Source organism: Parabacteroides hominis (assembly GCF_014287585.1).
Lineage (GTDB): Bacteria > Bacteroidota > Bacteroidia > Bacteroidales > Tannerellaceae > Parabacteroides > Parabacteroides hominis.
The window spans coordinates 49188-66022 of record NZ_JACOOJ010000031.1 but is presented as its reverse complement, the minus strand read 5'-3'; the positions used below and the strand labels follow the sequence as shown (position 1 = coordinate 66022).

Genomic DNA, 16835 nt, shown 5'->3' with positions numbered 1-16835 from the left:
TCATATTCGATGCATTATTTCTTATAAATAGATAATAGCTTAGACTACATGTATAATTAATCCATTAACAATCAGGATATTGCAGATATACCAAGTTCTGCAAAGACTCTGGTAATTTCATTTGTGGGTATGAAAGCCCAGGAAGTTGGGGTGAAACCCAATTTAAAAATCACCCTTGAGTCTGATAATCAAATGCTTGATGAGGTAATGGTGGTCGCTTATGGTACTGCAAAGAAAAGTTCTTTTACAGGATCGGCTTCTACTATTAATAATGAGAAGCTGGAACTTCGTCCAATTACCAATTTGACGAAAGGTTTGGAAGGGCAAGCTACAGGTTTGTTGACTACTTCCGGCTCCGGACAGCCGGGTGAGGCTGCATCGATTGTGATCCGCGGGTATGGATCAATCAACGCATCCCAAGATCCATTGTATGTGGTGGATGGTATTCCTTATGACGGGGATATCTCTTCTATCAATCCATCCGATATTGAATCGATGACTGTACTCAAGGATGCTTCTGCCGGTGCTTTGTATGGTGCACGTGGTGCTAACGGCGTTGTTATGATCACAACTAAACAAGGTAAAGAAGGTAAAGCACAAGTGACATGGCGTTCAACTGTCGGATGGGCTTCACGCGCGATCGAACCATACGACATGGTTGATCAGAAAGAATTCGTTCAATTAACTTACGAGGCTTTACGCAATGGTTATGCATTTAATTCCGGTTATTCATGGGAACAGGCTCAACAGATGGCACGATCAAACCTGGGAGCCAATTTAGGAGGTGAATTATACAATCCATTTAAAAATTACACATGGGATAACCTGATCAATCCGGAAACAGGAATGGTTCAAGCGGATGCCGCTTCGGCATGGGACGAACGATGGATGGATGCAGTCCAGCGCGACAATGCATTCAGACAGGAGCATCAATTATCTGTAAACGGTGGTTCTGAAAAAACAAAGTATATGTTTTCTCTTGGATATTTAAATGAAGATGGTATTCTTATTAACACTGGTTTCCAGCGTTATAATGCTCGCGTAAACGTTAATTCGAATGTAACCGACTGGTTCAAGGCTAATTTAAATGCATCCTTGTCAAATTCAGTACAGGACTATAGCGACTATGACGGATCTTCCACATCGAATGTATGGTATTCGGCACAATTCGTTTCACCATTGTTTCCTGTTTACATAAAGGATTTGGAAGGAAAGAATGTTTTAGGTGAAAATGGCAAACCACAATTAGATTATGGTGAAAACGGACGTCCGGGCAGTTATACGGATTATAACCCGGTCGGAGGTCTGACAGATGACAAGTCTAATAAAAAGAATGACGTGGCCAGTCTTCGTACAGGTGTTACATTTGGTTCAGACAAAGATAACTTCGGTGTTTTCAAAGGCATAAAACTTAATGTAAACTTTGGTCTTGACTATCGTAACCAGAACAGGATGAGCTATATGAACATGTATCATGGCAACCAGGCTACAGCCGGCGGTTTGTTGACGAAATACAGCAATCGTATGCAGAGCTTTACTTTCAACCAATTGTTGTCATGGAACCGTTCTTTTGGACTTCATTCTTTTGATGTATTAGCCGGCCATGAATTTTATGCCTACAGTTATGAGTATCTGAAAGCCGGAAAAACAAATCTGGTAGACGGTATCCTCGAACTACGTCCGGGAACAACCCTGAATTCTGCTGATTCTTACACGGATAATTATCGTATTGAATCATGGTTAGGACGTTTCAATTATAACTATGATGAAAAATATTACTTTTCTGCATCTTTGCGTACAGACGGTTCTTCTCGTTTTCATAAAGACCACCGATGGGGAACATTCTGGTCTATCGGAGGAAATTGGCGTATCTCTAAGGAAGCGTTCATGGAAGATGTTGATTGGGTAGACAACTTATCCCTGAAATTAAGCTACGGACAGCAAGGTAACGACAATATCCTAAATTCCGATGCGACAAGTAATTATTACTTATGGCAAAGTTTGTATGATTTAGGTTGGCCTAATTCAAATCAGATCGGTGGTATGGTTTCTTCTCTGGAAAATCAAACAGTATCCTGGGAAAAGAATGGAAACTTGAACGTAGGTATTGAAGCGACATTGTTGAATAGTCGTTTTACGCTTAATGCCGAATATTATAACCGTAAAACTGTTGACATGTTACTGAGTTATCCGATGGCTACTTCTACCGGGTTCAATGGTTACAATGCCAATGTCGGAGATATGAGAAATACTGGTTTCGAATTTGAATTGAGAGGTACGCCTATCCAGACTAAAGACTTCAGATGGAATCTTTCTTTTATGGGTTCAACGGTGAAAAATAAAGTATTGAAACTGACTAATACTGCTCCCGAAATCATTAAAGGGAATTACAGTATTAAAGAAGGTATGCCTATTAATACATTCTACATGGCCAAATCAGCAGGTGTAGATCCTGCAACCGGATCTCAACTTTATTGGGTTTATGACAAAGATGAAAACGGAAATATCATAAACGAACGTATCAGTGATGATTATTCGAAGGCATCGACCAGCAAATATTATCAAGGGAATCGCATTCCGGATCTGTATGGTAGCATTGGAACAGACTTCTCCTATAAAGGTATCGACCTGTCAATTCTGACGACCTATTCTATCGGAGGTAAAATTTACGACGGGTTATACACGGGTTCCATGAATGCCCAATATGCGACAAACACATGGAACAAGCATCAATTGCGCCGTTGGCAACAGCCGGGTGATGTAACAGACGTACCGCGTGTAGAAATCAATGGATCTTATGCAACAACAGATCGCTTTTTGATTAATGCATCTTACTTTGCAATTAAAAATATCACATTGGGTTATTCCTTGCCTAAAGATTGGATGAGAAAAGCTAAGTTGAATAATATCCGCGTATTCGGTTCTATCGATAACCTGGCATTATTCTCTCACTTGCAAGGTATGGACCCTCAGTATAACTTCAAGGGTGAAACCGATTATTCTTATGCACCTAACAAGACGTATTCTTTTGGTGTGGAAATTAATTTCTAAAGTAGAATCATTTTTATAAGATACAAGATGAAAAAGATATATAAATATATGATTGTCGGTCTGATGGCTTGTACAACTCTCTCATCCTGCTTGGAGAGTTCACTGGATACCAATCCGACCGATTCAATGTCCGGAACAGGATTATTGGCAAATGCAAATGCGGCCTTAGTACCTCTGAACGGCCTTTACCGTTCCATGTATTCGGCATGGTCTCCTACAGATAATACACATCAATGCTTCGGTATCAGCGCTTATAACCTGATGGCAGATGTAATGGGAGAAGATATGATTATGTCTGCAATGGGTAGCGGTTGGTTCTGGTATGATTGCTTATATAACGTAAAAAGCAGATATACCGCTACCACTTGGCGCTCATACGATTTATGGAATTGCTATTATACTTGGATTTCCAATGCAAATTATATCCTTGCAGCAGAAGAGACAATGGCCGGCACGGAAACGGAAGTCAACTACATCATGGGGCAGGCCTATGCAATACGTGCTTATTCCTATTTCATGTTGGCGCAGAGTTTTGCCAGAACCTATAAAGGACATGAGGGCGAACCCTGTTGTCCAATATATGTCGAACCGACAGTCGCTGGAACAGAGGGAAAACCGCGTTCTACGGTACAAGAGACGTACGATCAGATTGTGAGTGACATCAGTAAAGCAGTCGAACGGTTAAACGGTACAACCCGCAAACACATTTCGCATATTGACTATACCACAGCATTAGGCATGCAGGCTCGTATCGCATTAGTGATGGAAGACTGGGCTACTGCTAAAAAATCATCGGAAGAAGCAATTGCAGCAAGTAAATGCACGATTGCAAAAGTTTCAGAATTTAAAGGATTGAACAGCGTAAGCGCACCAAATGTCATGTGGGGAGCTGAAATCATATCCGACCAGAGCGGTATGTATGCAGGTCTATTCACGCATATGGACGCTGATGCTGACAAATACGGAGCAAAAGCCCGCAAACAGATCAACAAGGAACTGTATGAAAAAATGGGGACGACAGATGACCGCTTGGTTTGGTGGAATCCGGAAGATGCCAACAATAAAAATGGCGGATTTCAACAGGAAAAATTTAAATTTTCTGATATCCAGACTTGGATGGGAGATTATATTTGGATGCGTATAGAAGAGATGTATCTGATCGCAGCCGAAGCTGAATGCCGTCTGGGTAACGATGCCGGTGCACGTGAATATTTGATGGATTTGATGAGCAAGCGTGACGCATCGTACAGTTGCGCTCAGAAATCCGGTACGGCTATGGGTAAATTGACCTCTGATTATACGGGTTCTTTATTGGAAGAAATTATCACACAGCGCCGTATAGAACTTTGGGGTGAATTTGGTCGTATTTATGATATCCGTCGTCTGAAACAAGGTTTCAAACGGACTACAGAAATGGGTTGGCCGACAGACGCATTACTGGTTAACCGCAATGCGAATGATCCGGAAAGCTATATGTGGGTATTAACGATTCCTCAAACTGAGTTTGACGGAAATGCCAGCCTGGATCAAACTAAAGATCAAAATCCAGTTGGTGATACTAAATAAATTTTATTCATTGATTAAAAGAGTAAAGCGATGAAATATATTTCAAATTTATCAATATTAACGGCTCTCCTGTTAATTGCTCTGGGGTTTACGGCTTGCGACAGCGAACAGGAAAGCGCTATCTATACGGATGCTGCCAATGGAGCGGCTTTTGTAAATGCGTCTTTAGCGAATATTACGGTTTCACCGGCTGATCCGACTTTTACAGTAGATATCGTACGTGCCAATGCCGGTACGGAACTGAGTGGCACAGTTGCACTAACAGCAACTGTTGCAGATGAACCGCTGGCAGGTTGTACTGTTTCCGGCTATACTTTTGCCGCCGGCGAAAACATGACAAAAATAACTGTAAATGTTACTCCGTTGGAAATTGGCAAGGAATTAGATATTACATTAACTTTAGATGGCGAGAAGCCTATAAGCGGGAGTAATACTATTTCTGTAACTGTCAATAAAGATTATAACTGGGTATCTTTAGGAACCGGCACATTTGTCGATGTTCTGGCTTTCACCGAAGCTCCGTATAATGTGGAAATTCAGAAAGCAGATGGTTTCGACCGTTACCGTGTAATCAAACCGTATGCAGAGGGTCTGAAAAACGATGACGGCGATTGGGGAAATGCAGTTGCTGCAACTTCTTGCGATTATATCGAGTTCTGGCTTAAAGATGGCATTATTTATTATAATAAGTTCTTTATCGGCATCAACTATGATGGTAGTCCTTCAAATGCGATCTATGCTTATCATCCAAGTTCATTCTCCGGAATCAGTTTAGCTAATAATAAACAACTTGATGACAAAACATTCCAATTAGCTCCATATTATTATATTGAAGCTTTGCAAGGTGGCTTTGACTATACAGGCGAAGGTGGTTCCATTCTTATCACTCTTCCATAAGAGATAAAAGTTTGCTAAATAATAAAAGGACTGGATTCAATGTCAGAATCCAGTCCTTTTTATTTTTTAATTTCCGGACGACAAACGTTCCGAAAAATCATCAATCACTTTGCAAACCTTACATCCGTCCCCTTATCTTCCTTCGCCTTAATAGCCAGGACCCGGCCTTGCACTTTTACCTTTCCGGTTATAAATTCCGGAATATTGAAGGACTTCATAAAAGAATGATAGAAACCGGCATCTTTCTGAGGCAGCAGGAACGGCTTGCTGACTTTGCCATCTTCGCCCACATAAGCGATATACGGACGTGTATATAAACCGTCTATCTGCCGGCTACTGAAAACAAACCAACGACTGTTGCTGCTCCAGGAATGATAGCTTTCCACATCGTCGCTATTCACTTCCGTCAACGGACGGCTCATGCCTGTCTGAAGGTCCGCCATATATAAATCAGCATCTTTATGCCAGATCGAAAAGTTTCCATAGCCGGATAACGTATATAAAAGGTAACGTCCGTCAGGCGAAACACGCGGGAAAGAAGCACTCATTCCGCCGCTCTTCGCATTGTAAAGCGTATCGACCTGCGTCCCGAAAGCACGTGTCGCCGGATCAAAGGAGACGGAACATAAGTTATATTTGACTTCCGAGTATTCCTGCGGAATCGGCCTGGCCTCCGCGGTACAGAAATAGAGGGTTTTCCCGTCGGGAGAGAAAGTCGGAAATGTTTCAAAAGCATCTTTCGAGAAGATGTTTGAAGCCGTTACGATCTCGTGCTTTTCCACATCGTACACCACAACATCGGAAGCCTCGTCATAGACCTCCACCCTATTCTTGTCATTCAGATGAAAGGCCTGTTTGGTGGTATTCACAGAGAAAGCCACATATTTGCCCGAAGGATGCCAGGAAGGGTAAACCAAAGAAGAAATCGTTTCCTTCGTCTTGGTATTCAGTTTTTCAATCTTATCGCCATCGACCAGGATCGTCCCCGGAAAAGTCTCGCGCATATGGAACAGCATCTTATCCGGGTTCTGCATGCAAAAAGAATGGCAATTCACACAATTGTTACCACTCATCTTATTTTCAATAATGGGAGTTTGCGTATAACTCTCCAGATCCCGCTGATAAATTCCCATCTTATTCCACAACTCATATCCCGGATCGATCAGGCGATAAGCCAGATAGGAATCCACCTTTTCAGGAGCTACCTGAATTGAAAATGGAGCATACGCCATCCATTCGCCTCCTCGCTTTGCCTGGACCGTCACCTGAATAGATTTCCCGGTAGCCGCACCCAACATTTTTTTCCATTTCGAATCCGGAATAACAAAGCCTTGCTTTCCACCTTTCACCACAAACAGTTGTTCTCCTGATGCAAAAACGACACGTGTCTCATCGGCAGAGTCTTTCAAGGCAAAATTCAACGGAGCGATATTAGGCGGAATAACCACACCGGCATAATCCGGAAAAATATTCGGCATATGTTCTGCTGTCCAACTCATTTTCACCGAGTCGGAACAAGACAACAAAGCTGCCAGCATACATAAATATATATTCTTTCTTTCCATGTTCTTTCGCAATTATTTAAACATAAAGTAAAACCAGTAGGTGTTTCCGTACGACCGGTTCAATAACCCGGCAAGAGCACTGTTATTGCGGTTCGCAAGCACCTGCTTTTTATAATCGGCAAAGCGGGCTACAATAGTTTCCGAGACCTTGAAACGTTTCCAGTAATCCGGTTCTTTTTCAGACATCACAATGACGGCTTCCTGGAAATGCACGGGCAATGCGGGCAAGAACTCCGTCCCGTAATATTTCTCCATCAACGCTTTAAACCCTTCCAGATCTTTAGCCAGTAAATACATAGCGCCCAAATACTGCAATGCAGCAGAATTGGCCGGCCCCTTTTCCAAGAAAAGTTCCAGGTCTCCCGCCAATCCATCTATCATTGCCAATGAATTCCGGTCCGGCAACATCCGCCTGCGGGTTCCCAACACGGGATCGTTTTCGACGGCTTCGTCATTATAAAGAAATTTACGCTGTGATCGGGCCCAATCCCGGTACGCATACGTTTTCTCAAGTATCGAGATATATTTTTCAGCTACGGGATATGTGCCGTAAATCAGGTTCGTCTGCACCAGTCTTTTCAACATACGCGGATTGCCGTCCTCCATAGCACTCACATAACCTTCAAAAGCCATTTCCTGCGATGAAGCGGTCGCTCCCATCGCAAAATAGATATCACTGAGCATGCAAGAGACATTTTCCGATTTATTCCATTGTACAAGCAACCCCTGCGGCCCCCGCTGGTCGAAGTTGAACATTTTATCCGAAAGTTCCCCCTTATTGGCCAATGCCATATTCAGATGGCACATATATAAGAAGTTTGTCAGTTTCCCTTTACACTCTTCTATCGTCTTGTCCCATTGTTCCGTACGGGCAAAATAATCCAGTTTCTTCAACCTCAACGTCTTTGCATCGCTATACTTGGGAATTCCCCACCACAAGACAACACCGATCATAGCCAATTGAGCGATACAACTGATCCCCGCAAGCAATTTCTTCCCGGACAAACTCTTTTTATTCCGGAAAAAGAAAGCGACGAGCAAAACCAGAGGCAGGCAAATCCAGGAATAATAAATGATTTCTTTAGGATGAAGCGTATAATGATAATACAGATCCGGCTCGAAAACCCACCGGTATTCCCCCATCAAAGAGAAATAAACCGTTCCGACGCCCAATAGCAAAACTTCCGCAACCCCGATCAACGAGATATACCATTTAGGCGTCTTCTGCAACCCTTCGAAGAGGCAGACCATTCCGGCAAACAATACGGCAATCGATCCTGCCAGCCAGAACAAGACCGGAACCAGCACACAACCTGCAACCAAACGGAAAAGGTCATTCCTTATCCGCATGTACCCGCAAAGCAAGGCCGTCATCATCAGATAGCAAACAGTGCCCTGCACCCGGTAGTTGAAGTCAAAATGCATGAACAGCAAAGCTAACATCGGTAGCATATAGAGGATAAAAAGCCCCGAAGCAGGCGCGATCCGTTTCACAATACCAGCCGTACAAATCCCGACACCTGTCAATAAGGCCGCAGTGACCAACGCCCCGATATAAGGCCGGATAAAAAACTGCACCAGGAATTCCGCCACCAACATGGAAAAGCCACCCGGAAGAACCAGTTTATTCCCAATATACGACTCGGAAAACAAAAACAGCTGGCTCTGTTCTATATAGTAAAAATGATACTGGAAACTCGTTTGCAAAAAAGCAAACAAAGCTCCGAAAACGATCAACCAAAAGGCAACAAGTTTGTATTTCATCTGATAAATCCTTAAGCGTGTTTAACCAATTCAAAACGTTTATCCACACAAGCCGGCAATTCATGCGGATAGTGCGTGACATAGATCAGCGTCTTGCCCGGACGCGAACAGAACTGCTCGATAATGGCAGCCGCCTTCTTCTTATTGCTCACATCCAAGCCGTGCAACGGTTCATCCAGGATAATCAAGTCCGGATCTTTGACAAACGCACGCGCTAAAAGCGCCAACCGCTGTTCGCCGGAAGAAAGCGTAAGGAAAGAACGTTCTTTCAGCCCTTCGATACCGAATACGCGCATCCAGGCCAAAGCTACCTGTTGCTGCTGTTCCGTACATTTCCTGAACAGCCCGATCGAGTCAAAAAAGCCGGAACCGACGATATTCAATACCGGCACATTCTCCATATAGAAAAGATGCATTTCAGGGGAGACATATCCGATGCGCTTCTTTATATCCCAGATACTTTCTCCCGAACCGCGCTTCCGGTCAAAAAGATAAAGCGTGTTGGCATACGATTGCGGATTATCGGCATAAATCAAACTCAACAAAGTCGATTTGCCAGCCCCGTTCGGACCGAACAACGCCCACTTCTCCCCGTTTTTCACTTCCCAATCCAGTTCTTTCAGGATCGTACGGTTACCATATTTGATCGAAACGTGTTCCATCCTGAAAGTGACGAGATGGGCGGAAGGTTCTTTCTGTTCCTCAACCGGAAGTGAAAACGATCCGCACCGAACGGAATCGCCTTTTTCTTCGGACGGGAACATATCGGCAATCAGATCCGTTTGCTTCAGAAATTCCTCGCGGCTGTAAACCGGAAGGCATCTGCGCTGCTTGACCGGCAAGACATGCGTAATCATTTCGGGTATATCGTCCGGATTGGAAAGCAGTAAAACTACCTGCACATCTTTCAACTTCGTCATTTGCTGCAACATCTCCAGCAGGACGCCTCTCGAAGGAGCATCCAGTCCGATAAACGGATTATCCAGTATCAAGACACGAGGACGCTTTAATAACGTACGGACAATCAAAAACTTTCTCAATTCGCCACTGGACAGGAAGATCAGTTTCTTCGGCAAAAACTCTTCTATGCCGAACAAAGATAACACTTTATGATAATCTTCCGATCCCGCATCTTCTTTTAATATATCTTCTATTGTAGGGACTTCGTCCGTTTCAGTCGAATGCCAGCGTTGCTGATAATAAGAATTACGGCAATCGGCCAGGGAGTAAATATCTTTAAACGCAATGCTTTTCACCAGGGTACTGACATTCCCCTCGTATCCGAAAGTAACTTCTCCCTCCTTCAATGCAAATTTACGCTGCATGACATCGGCAATCAATGTTTTGCCTGCACCGTTCGGACCGATGACAGCCCATTGTTGCCCCTCTTCTATTATCCAGTTAAGAGGTTCTTCAAAACGCAGTTCCGGCAAGCGGGTCACGACGTTCCGAATATTCACCATTATTTTCCTATTTTCCATCGCCTTTTTATTACACGAAGCAAAGGTAACAGAAAAGGGGAAACTCTCCCAAGCTCCCCCTTCTATTTTGTACAGGTATATTGTTATATATTCCTTCGCAAATTAGTTACCAAAAACAGACCTGTACAGTATCCCAACGTTCGTTTCAAAAATACACTTAAACTATTTACACCACAAATATAGTAAATAATTTTACTTATTATCATTTTACAGCCCAAATTTGTTGCAAAACATAATATTTACAACAAATTCAGTAACATATTAAAAGACACGCGTACCTTTTCCCAAATGAATATCCGAAGCCTGCGTTATAATCACCTGCTTAACCCCGGCATCGATCGCCTGAAACGAATTTTCGAGCTTAGGGATCATTCCCCCTTGAATCACACCTGCTTCCACATACTGCTTGAAAGCCGTACGGTCTATTTCGGGTATCACGCTTTCATCATCGTTCTCATCTTTCAAAACACCTTTCTTTTCAAAGCAGAACATCAAAGTCACCTCAAAATGTTTTGCCAAAGCTTTAGCGGCTTCTCCTGCGATCGTATCGGCGTTGGTATTCAACATATGTCCTTGTTTATCATGTGTAAGGGGAGCCAATACCGGAACAATGCCCTGATGAATTAAGGATGCCAGCAGACCCGCATTCACCTCTTTCACATCACCGACAAAACCGTAGTCAACCTCTCCCACCGGACGTTTGTCCGACCGCATCAGATTCATATCCGCCCCGGTCAGTCCCAAGGCGTTTATGCCTAAGGCCTGAAGGCCGGCGACAATATTCTTATTGACCAGTCCTCCGTAAACCATTGTAACCACTCTCAACATGTCTGCATCCGTAATCCGGCGACCGCCCACCATCTTACTCTCGATCCCCAACTGTGCAGCCAGTTTCGTAGCGGAACGTCCGCCCCCATGAACCAGCACTTTATAACCTTCCACCTGCGAGAAGTCGTTCAGCAGATTGCGGAGCGTTTCTTCTTCTTCCACAATCTTTCCTCCCACCTTAATCAGCGTAAGCTTTTCCATTCCTATAATTTTTTTTAAAATTTTTGAGCCAAAGGTACTAAAAAATAAAAGATTTATATACTTTTGCACCATCCAACGCGGTAGTAGCTCAGTTGGTAGAGCATCAGCTTCCCAAGCTGAGGGTCACGAGTTCGAGCCTCGCCTACCGCTCCAAAGAAAACACTCTCTGATTATCAAACAACTAAATCGATAGTCAAGAGTGTTTTTTCTTTATCAAGAAAATTCATTTTCATCTATTCTCATTTACTCCTATTCATTTTACAAAGGGTAAATTGTATATTTGCATAGATTCGGCCTGTTGGGTATGAATTGATGATCTCGAATTTTACGCAGCCCGGCATTCATGGGCTACAATAGCCCTCAACGTTCTAAAAATCAACAAACTTTCCCGTGTATTTTATTCCCGTTTAAACGCTGGTAGAACCAAGAGGAAGATTTATTGAAATAATCCTTTGACAACTTAGAGACGGACAGATAAGGCAATACTGGTTCCAAACGTTCCCGGATCGTCAATTGCTCTTTGATTTCAGCTACTTCCTGATGAATATTGTCAAAGTCATTTTGTACACCCACAGCAAGCAGCTCCACTTCCTGGTCAGTCATACTATCCATCAATTCGGTTATCTGTCGATCGATGGAGGAACGATCTGCTTCAGCACTCTGTTTCCACAGTTCCTTCAATTCAAAAAAACGATTCACTTTGTCCATCTTATCATTTCTATCCGGGCTTTTAACCCATCGTTACTATGCATAGAACGCTTGTTTTAAAGATATTACAGAGATAATAATAATATTATCAACAGCAAAGGATTTTGATAATATTATTATTATCATTCTTAAGCATAAAAAACGCCTGAAATGTCGGGTCCGATACCAGCGTCTCAAAAGCATCGAAATACGCAAAGAGCTAACCGGCTAATGGAAACAACACGACTTGCAGGAAGGCGTACAATTCCCCTTCAAATATCTGCCTGCCGACAATCATCAACAGGCCTGCCGACAATTGTGAGCAGGCTTGCCGACAGTTGTGAGCAGGTTTGCCGACAATTGTCGACAGGCAAACATTCCGGCAGGAAATGCCGGCTACTCGCCAGGTATTTACGATTATCCGCCAGGAAAAACGGGATTAGATAGCAGGGATTCGCAAATTATCTGTATGTTTGAAGGCAAAAAGCAATAGACAGACAATGGCAATACGGCAGGGAAAGATTCTGATAGTAGACGACAACGAGGATATCCTATTCACTCTAAAGATGTTACTGCGTCCACGCGTGGAAAGCATCACCACCTGTTCCGATCCGAAAGAAATCAACCGGTTGGTGTCCAGAAACCAATATGACGTCATTCTGTTGGATATGAATTTCACGGCGGATGCCGTCAGCGGCAAAGAAGGCTTCTACTGGCTGGAACGGATACTGGAAATCTCGCCGGAAACTGTCGTTATCCTGATCACCGCCTACTCGGACACAGAGAAGGCCGTACGTGCCATCAAAGCCGGCGCAACCGACTTTATCCCTAAACCCTGGCAGAACGAAAAGATGCTGGCAACCGTATTGTCTGCTCTCGAACTTAGTTTCAGCCGTTCGGAAGTGCGGACGCTCAAGGCGCAAAAGTCAGCGCTCACAACTGCGACAGAGCCGGAGACAGAGGTGATCGGTGAATCGGTAGCCATGCAAAACGTGTTCCGGACGCTTGAAAAGCTGAAAGATACAGATGCCAACATTCTGTTGCAGGGAGAAAACGGGACAGGGAAGGACTTGATCGCCTACACGCTTCACAAACAATCCGGACGCGGGAAAGAACCGTTCATCCCGATAGACCTCGGAAGCATCCCACACGAACTGTTCGAAAGCGAACTGTTCGGTCACGAGAAAGGAGCGTTTACGGACGCGGACAAGAGTAAATCCGGGCGCATCGAAATCGCATCCGGCGGCACGCTTTTCCTGAACGAGATCGGGAATCTGCCGTTGATGGCCCAATCCAAACTACTGACAGTCATCGAACAACGTAAAATAAACCGGATAGGCTCCACACAGGAAATACCGATCGACATCCGCCTGATCTCTGCCACCAATACAGACTTGCACGCAGCCGTACAGGAAGGATATTTCCGGCAAGACTTGTTATACCGGATCAATACGATCGAGATCACCATCCCGCCTTTACGGGAACGGGGAAACGACGTGACGCTTCTCGCCCGGCATTTCCTGCAACGCTACTGCCAAAAGTATAAAAAAGAGATAGACGGCTTCTCCGACGAAGCGGATCAACTGCTGAAACAGTATAACTGGCCGGGAAACGTGCGCGAACTGCAACATGTGATAGAACGCGCCGTGATCCTTTCCGAAACCCGGCAATTGCAATATGACGATTTCATGCTCCGCCTCCCTGTTTCCAACTCCCAGGACAAAGAGGGCAAGTTCAACCTGGAAGAACTGGAGAAAAACACGATACAGGAAGTGCTCCGCCACTGTTCCGGGAATATGACACAGGCAGCCGGCCTGCTTGGTATCACGCGTACATCTTTATATCGGAGGTTGGAAAAATACGGCTTATGAAACGTTATACGAAAAAAGCGGCCGGATTGATCTTTCTCCTCTTGGCGACCAGCGTGGCGTTCGGGCTACTTGTCGCTTTCCGGTTTTACATCTCCGCCATCGTCACGTCTGCCTTGATACTGATCGAGGGCTATTACCTGTTCCGCCTGATGGAGCGCAGCGACCGGTTGTTCAAGCAGTTTATCTGGTCGATGCGCTATTCCGATTTCCTCGCCTCCGGAACTCCTTTGCAGGAACAGAACGACAAGATTCCGCAAGACATGGTGAAGGTTATGGAAGAGGCTTTGCAACATTACAAGAAACATTTGCAGGAGAAGGAAAGCCAGTTGCAATATTTCCAGGCTTTGGCAAACCATATCGACCTTTCCGTGTTTGTCTACTCCGACACCGGACAGGTGGAATGGATGAACCAGGCTTTCAAGATACAAACGGGGCTGAACTTTGCCGAAACGATCGACGACCTGGCCGCCTATTACCCGGAACTTCCCGCCCGCCTGCGCACTTTGCATCCCGGCGAATTGTCCATCCTGCAAGTCCGGCGGAAAGATGAATATTCGCAGTTGATCCTTTCAGCCATATCTTTTGTCGTCCTGGGCAAGCCGCTTACGGTCGTCAGCATGAAAAACATCCGCTCCGTCCTGGAAAACAAAGAGACGGAAGCCTGGCAGAAGTTGATCCGGGTTCTGACGCACGAGATCATGAACTCCATGACGCCGATCGTTTCCCTGTCCGAACTGCTCCGGAGCAAATGCATGGATGAACCGGGAGCCGATGCGGAAGACCGGGAAGAGATCAACCAGGCTGTCGAAACGATTTTCCGCAGAAGCAGCGGCTTGGTGCGCTTCGTCGAAAGTTACCGGAAAGTAACGGGCATCCCGATGCCTGTTCCGGAGATTATACCGGTCAACAATTTCCTGAACGACATCAGCCTCCTGTTCAAAGACCAGGAAGACAAGATTAAAATCGTTCCCGCGACAGCACACCTACAGGTTATTGCCGACAAAGGGCTGATCGAGCAAGTGCTGATCAATCTGATCAAGAATGCTTTGGATGCAACGCGCCATTGCCCGGAACCACAGATCGAATTGTCTGCCGGCATCAACGAAGAGGGCAAAACCTTTATCCGGGTGAGCGACAACGGGACAGGCATACCGCTTGAAGTTCAGGAACGTATCTTTATCCCATTCTTCACGACCAAACCTTCCGGCTCCGGCATCGGACTGAGTATTTCCAGGCAGATCATGCACATGCACAAAGGAGATTTGTCCGTTTTATCCGAGGACGGACAAGGCAGCCGGTTCTTCGTTACTTTCGGCTCGATTCAAAAGTAAGCAAAACTTTTCTTTCAAGAGAAAAGTAATATTCCTACATTTGTATGCACAAAGAAACAAAGACAACAGATAGATATGATAAAGATATTCTCAACAGATAAAGTCAGAGAGCTCGATAAATATACCATTCAAAACGAACCGATCAGCTCTATCGATTTGGTAGAACGCGCGGCAACCGTATTTACAAGTGAATTTTGCCGCCGCTATTCCAAACAAACCCGTATTATCGTATTTGCCGGACAAGGGAACAACGGAGCCGATGCACTGGCAATCGCCCGTATGCTGACGGATGCCGGTTACCGGGTGGAAACTTATCTGTTCAATCCGACCATGCGTCTTTCCGAGGATTGCGAGCTGAACAAACAACGGTTGCTCCATATGGAAAAGATCGAATTCACGGAAGTCGTGAACGATTTTGTCCCGCCCGAACTGGAAGAGCGGGATGTCGTGATAGACGGCTTGTTCGGTTCCGGCCTGAACCGCCCCTTAACCGGCGGTTTCGCCGCAATGGTGAGATATATCAACCAATCGGATGCGACCGTCGTTGCGATCGACATTCCTTCCGGCCTGTTCGGAGAAGATAACCGCAAGAACGATCCGGACTCTATTATTCATGCCGATCTGACACTGACATTCGGTTTCCCGAAATTGGCGTTCCTGCTTCCTGAAAATGCAGAATTTATCGGTGAATGGAAAGTGCTGGATATTCTGTTACACCCGGAAATCATAGCCAGCACTCCGACACAATTCACATTGGTGACGGAAGAGGATATTGCCGCTGTCTTCCAACCCCGTAACCGTTTTGCCCATAAAGGGACATTCGGGCATGCGCTTCTGATAGCCGGAAGCCACGGAAAGATGGGAGCTGCTCTCCTGTCCGCTAAAGCCTGCCTTAGAAGTGGGGCCGGCTTGCTGACCGTCCACATTCCCGGACGGGGCGAGCAGATTTTGCAGACCGCTTTTCCGGAAGCGATGGTTGACCTGGACCAACATCAAGATCATTTCAGCTCTGTTTCCGGCATCAAAGCCTACTCCTCTATCGCGATTGGGCCTGGTTTGGGAAAACACCCGGATTCCGCCAAAGCACTCGAACAGCTACTCCAAGTAGTGGAAAAACCGCTTGTGATCGACGCCGACGCGTTGAATCTGGTCGCAGCCAATAAAGATTTATTAAAACGCATCCCTCCGCGCAGCATCCTGACACCGCATCCCAAAGAATTCGACCGGATAGCGGGTGAAAGCAGTAATTCATACGAACGGCTGAAAAAGGCTCAGGCTTTCGCTATCGACCATCAGGTTTGTGTCGTCCTGAAAGGGGCTTATACGGCAATCTGTACAGCTACCGGAAACGTTTATTTCAACAATTGTGGAAATCCGGGTATGGCTACAGCCGGCAGTGGCGATGTTTTGACTGGCATCATCCTGGCATTGCTCGCACAAGGGTTAGAACCTGAAACGGCTTCCGTTGCAGGTGTTTTCCTTCATGGTACAGCCGGTGATCTGGCTGCCGTCTACCGCTCCGAAGAGAGCATGATCGCCAGTGATATCACGGATATGCTGGGAAAAGCGTTCAAGCAAATAAAATAAAATCAC

Annotated in this window: 11 protein-coding genes and 1 tRNA gene; 7 read left to right on the top strand and 5 right to left on the bottom strand. The window is 45.1% G+C overall.

Annotation, left to right across the window (positions count from 1 at the left end; all coding sequences use genetic code 11):
* Positions 1–87 precede the first annotated feature (87 nt).
* The 3 genes from H8S65_RS15400 to H8S65_RS15390 are packed head-to-tail and all read left to right on the top strand — an operon-like array spanning position 88 to position 5514.
* On the top strand, positions 88–3051 hold the full coding sequence (locus H8S65_RS15400; RefSeq protein WP_293730700.1) for a SusC/RagA family TonB-linked outer membrane protein: 2964 nt from the start codon (positions 88–90) through the stop codon (positions 3049–3051).
* Between the two features lie 27 nt (positions 3052–3078).
* Complete coding sequence (locus H8S65_RS15395) at positions 3079–4617, top strand: RagB/SusD family nutrient uptake outer membrane protein (RefSeq protein WP_186930786.1); 1539 nt, start codon at positions 3079–3081, stop codon at positions 4615–4617.
* Positions 4618–4647: 30 nt separating this feature from the next.
* Positions 4648–5514: a hypothetical protein gene (locus tag H8S65_RS15390; RefSeq protein ID WP_186930785.1), complete on the top strand. Its 867-nt coding sequence runs from the start codon at positions 4648–4650 to the stop codon at positions 5512–5514.
* Positions 5515–5618: 104 nt separating this feature from the next.
* Here the strand turns inward: H8S65_RS15390 and H8S65_RS15385 are convergent, their stop codons facing one another.
* From H8S65_RS15385 to argB, 4 genes are all read right to left on the bottom strand, one after another.
* Entirely contained in the window at positions 5619–7079 is a 1461-nt protein-coding gene (locus H8S65_RS15385; protein ID WP_186930784.1) for a TolB family protein, read from the bottom strand.
* Between the two features lie 12 nt (positions 7080–7091).
* A complete protein-coding gene (locus H8S65_RS15380; RefSeq protein WP_186930783.1) occupies positions 7092–8843 on the bottom strand; it encodes a DUF6057 family protein in 1752 nt (583 codons plus the stop codon).
* Between the two features lie 11 nt (positions 8844–8854).
* Complete coding sequence (locus H8S65_RS15375; protein WP_186930782.1) at positions 8855–10324, bottom strand: ATP-binding cassette domain-containing protein; 1470 nt, start codon at positions 10322–10324, stop codon at positions 8855–8857.
* A gap of 261 nt (positions 10325–10585) precedes the next feature.
* Positions 10586–11353 (bottom strand): acetylglutamate kinase, encoded by a 768-nt coding sequence (gene argB / locus H8S65_RS15370; protein WP_186930781.1) that lies wholly within the window; start codon positions 11351–11353, stop codon positions 10586–10588.
* A gap of 77 nt (positions 11354–11430) precedes the next feature.
* Between argB and H8S65_RS15365 the strand changes: the two genes are divergently transcribed.
* Positions 11431–11506 (top strand) — tRNA-Gly (locus tag H8S65_RS15365).
* 222 nt (positions 11507–11728) lie between these two features.
* Here the strand turns inward: H8S65_RS15365 and H8S65_RS15360 are convergent.
* Positions 11729–12061, bottom strand: coding sequence for a DUF5053 domain-containing protein (locus H8S65_RS15360; protein ID WP_186930780.1), 333 nt, complete (start codon positions 12059–12061; stop codon positions 11729–11731).
* Positions 12062–12540: 479 nt separating this feature from the next.
* Between H8S65_RS15360 and H8S65_RS15355 the strand changes: the two genes are divergently transcribed.
* The 3 genes from H8S65_RS15355 (at position 12541) to H8S65_RS15345 (ending at position 16829) form a co-directional block, all read left to right on the top strand.
* On the top strand, positions 12541–13911 hold the full coding sequence (locus H8S65_RS15355; protein ID WP_186930779.1) for a sigma-54-dependent transcriptional regulator: 1371 nt from the start codon (positions 12541–12543) through the stop codon (positions 13909–13911).
* Positions 13908–15242 carry a sensor histidine kinase gene (locus tag H8S65_RS15350; RefSeq protein ID WP_186930778.1) on the top strand — a complete coding sequence of 445 codons (1335 nt, stop codon included), beginning with the start codon at positions 13908–13910 and terminating at the stop codon, positions 15240–15242. Before H8S65_RS15355 ends, H8S65_RS15350 begins: the two co-directional genes overlap by 4 nt.
* Before the next feature lie 75 nt (positions 15243–15317).
* Positions 15318–16829, top strand: coding sequence for an NAD(P)H-hydrate dehydratase (locus H8S65_RS15345; protein WP_186930777.1), 1512 nt, complete (start codon positions 15318–15320; stop codon positions 16827–16829).
* Positions 16830–16835 lie beyond the last annotated feature (6 nt).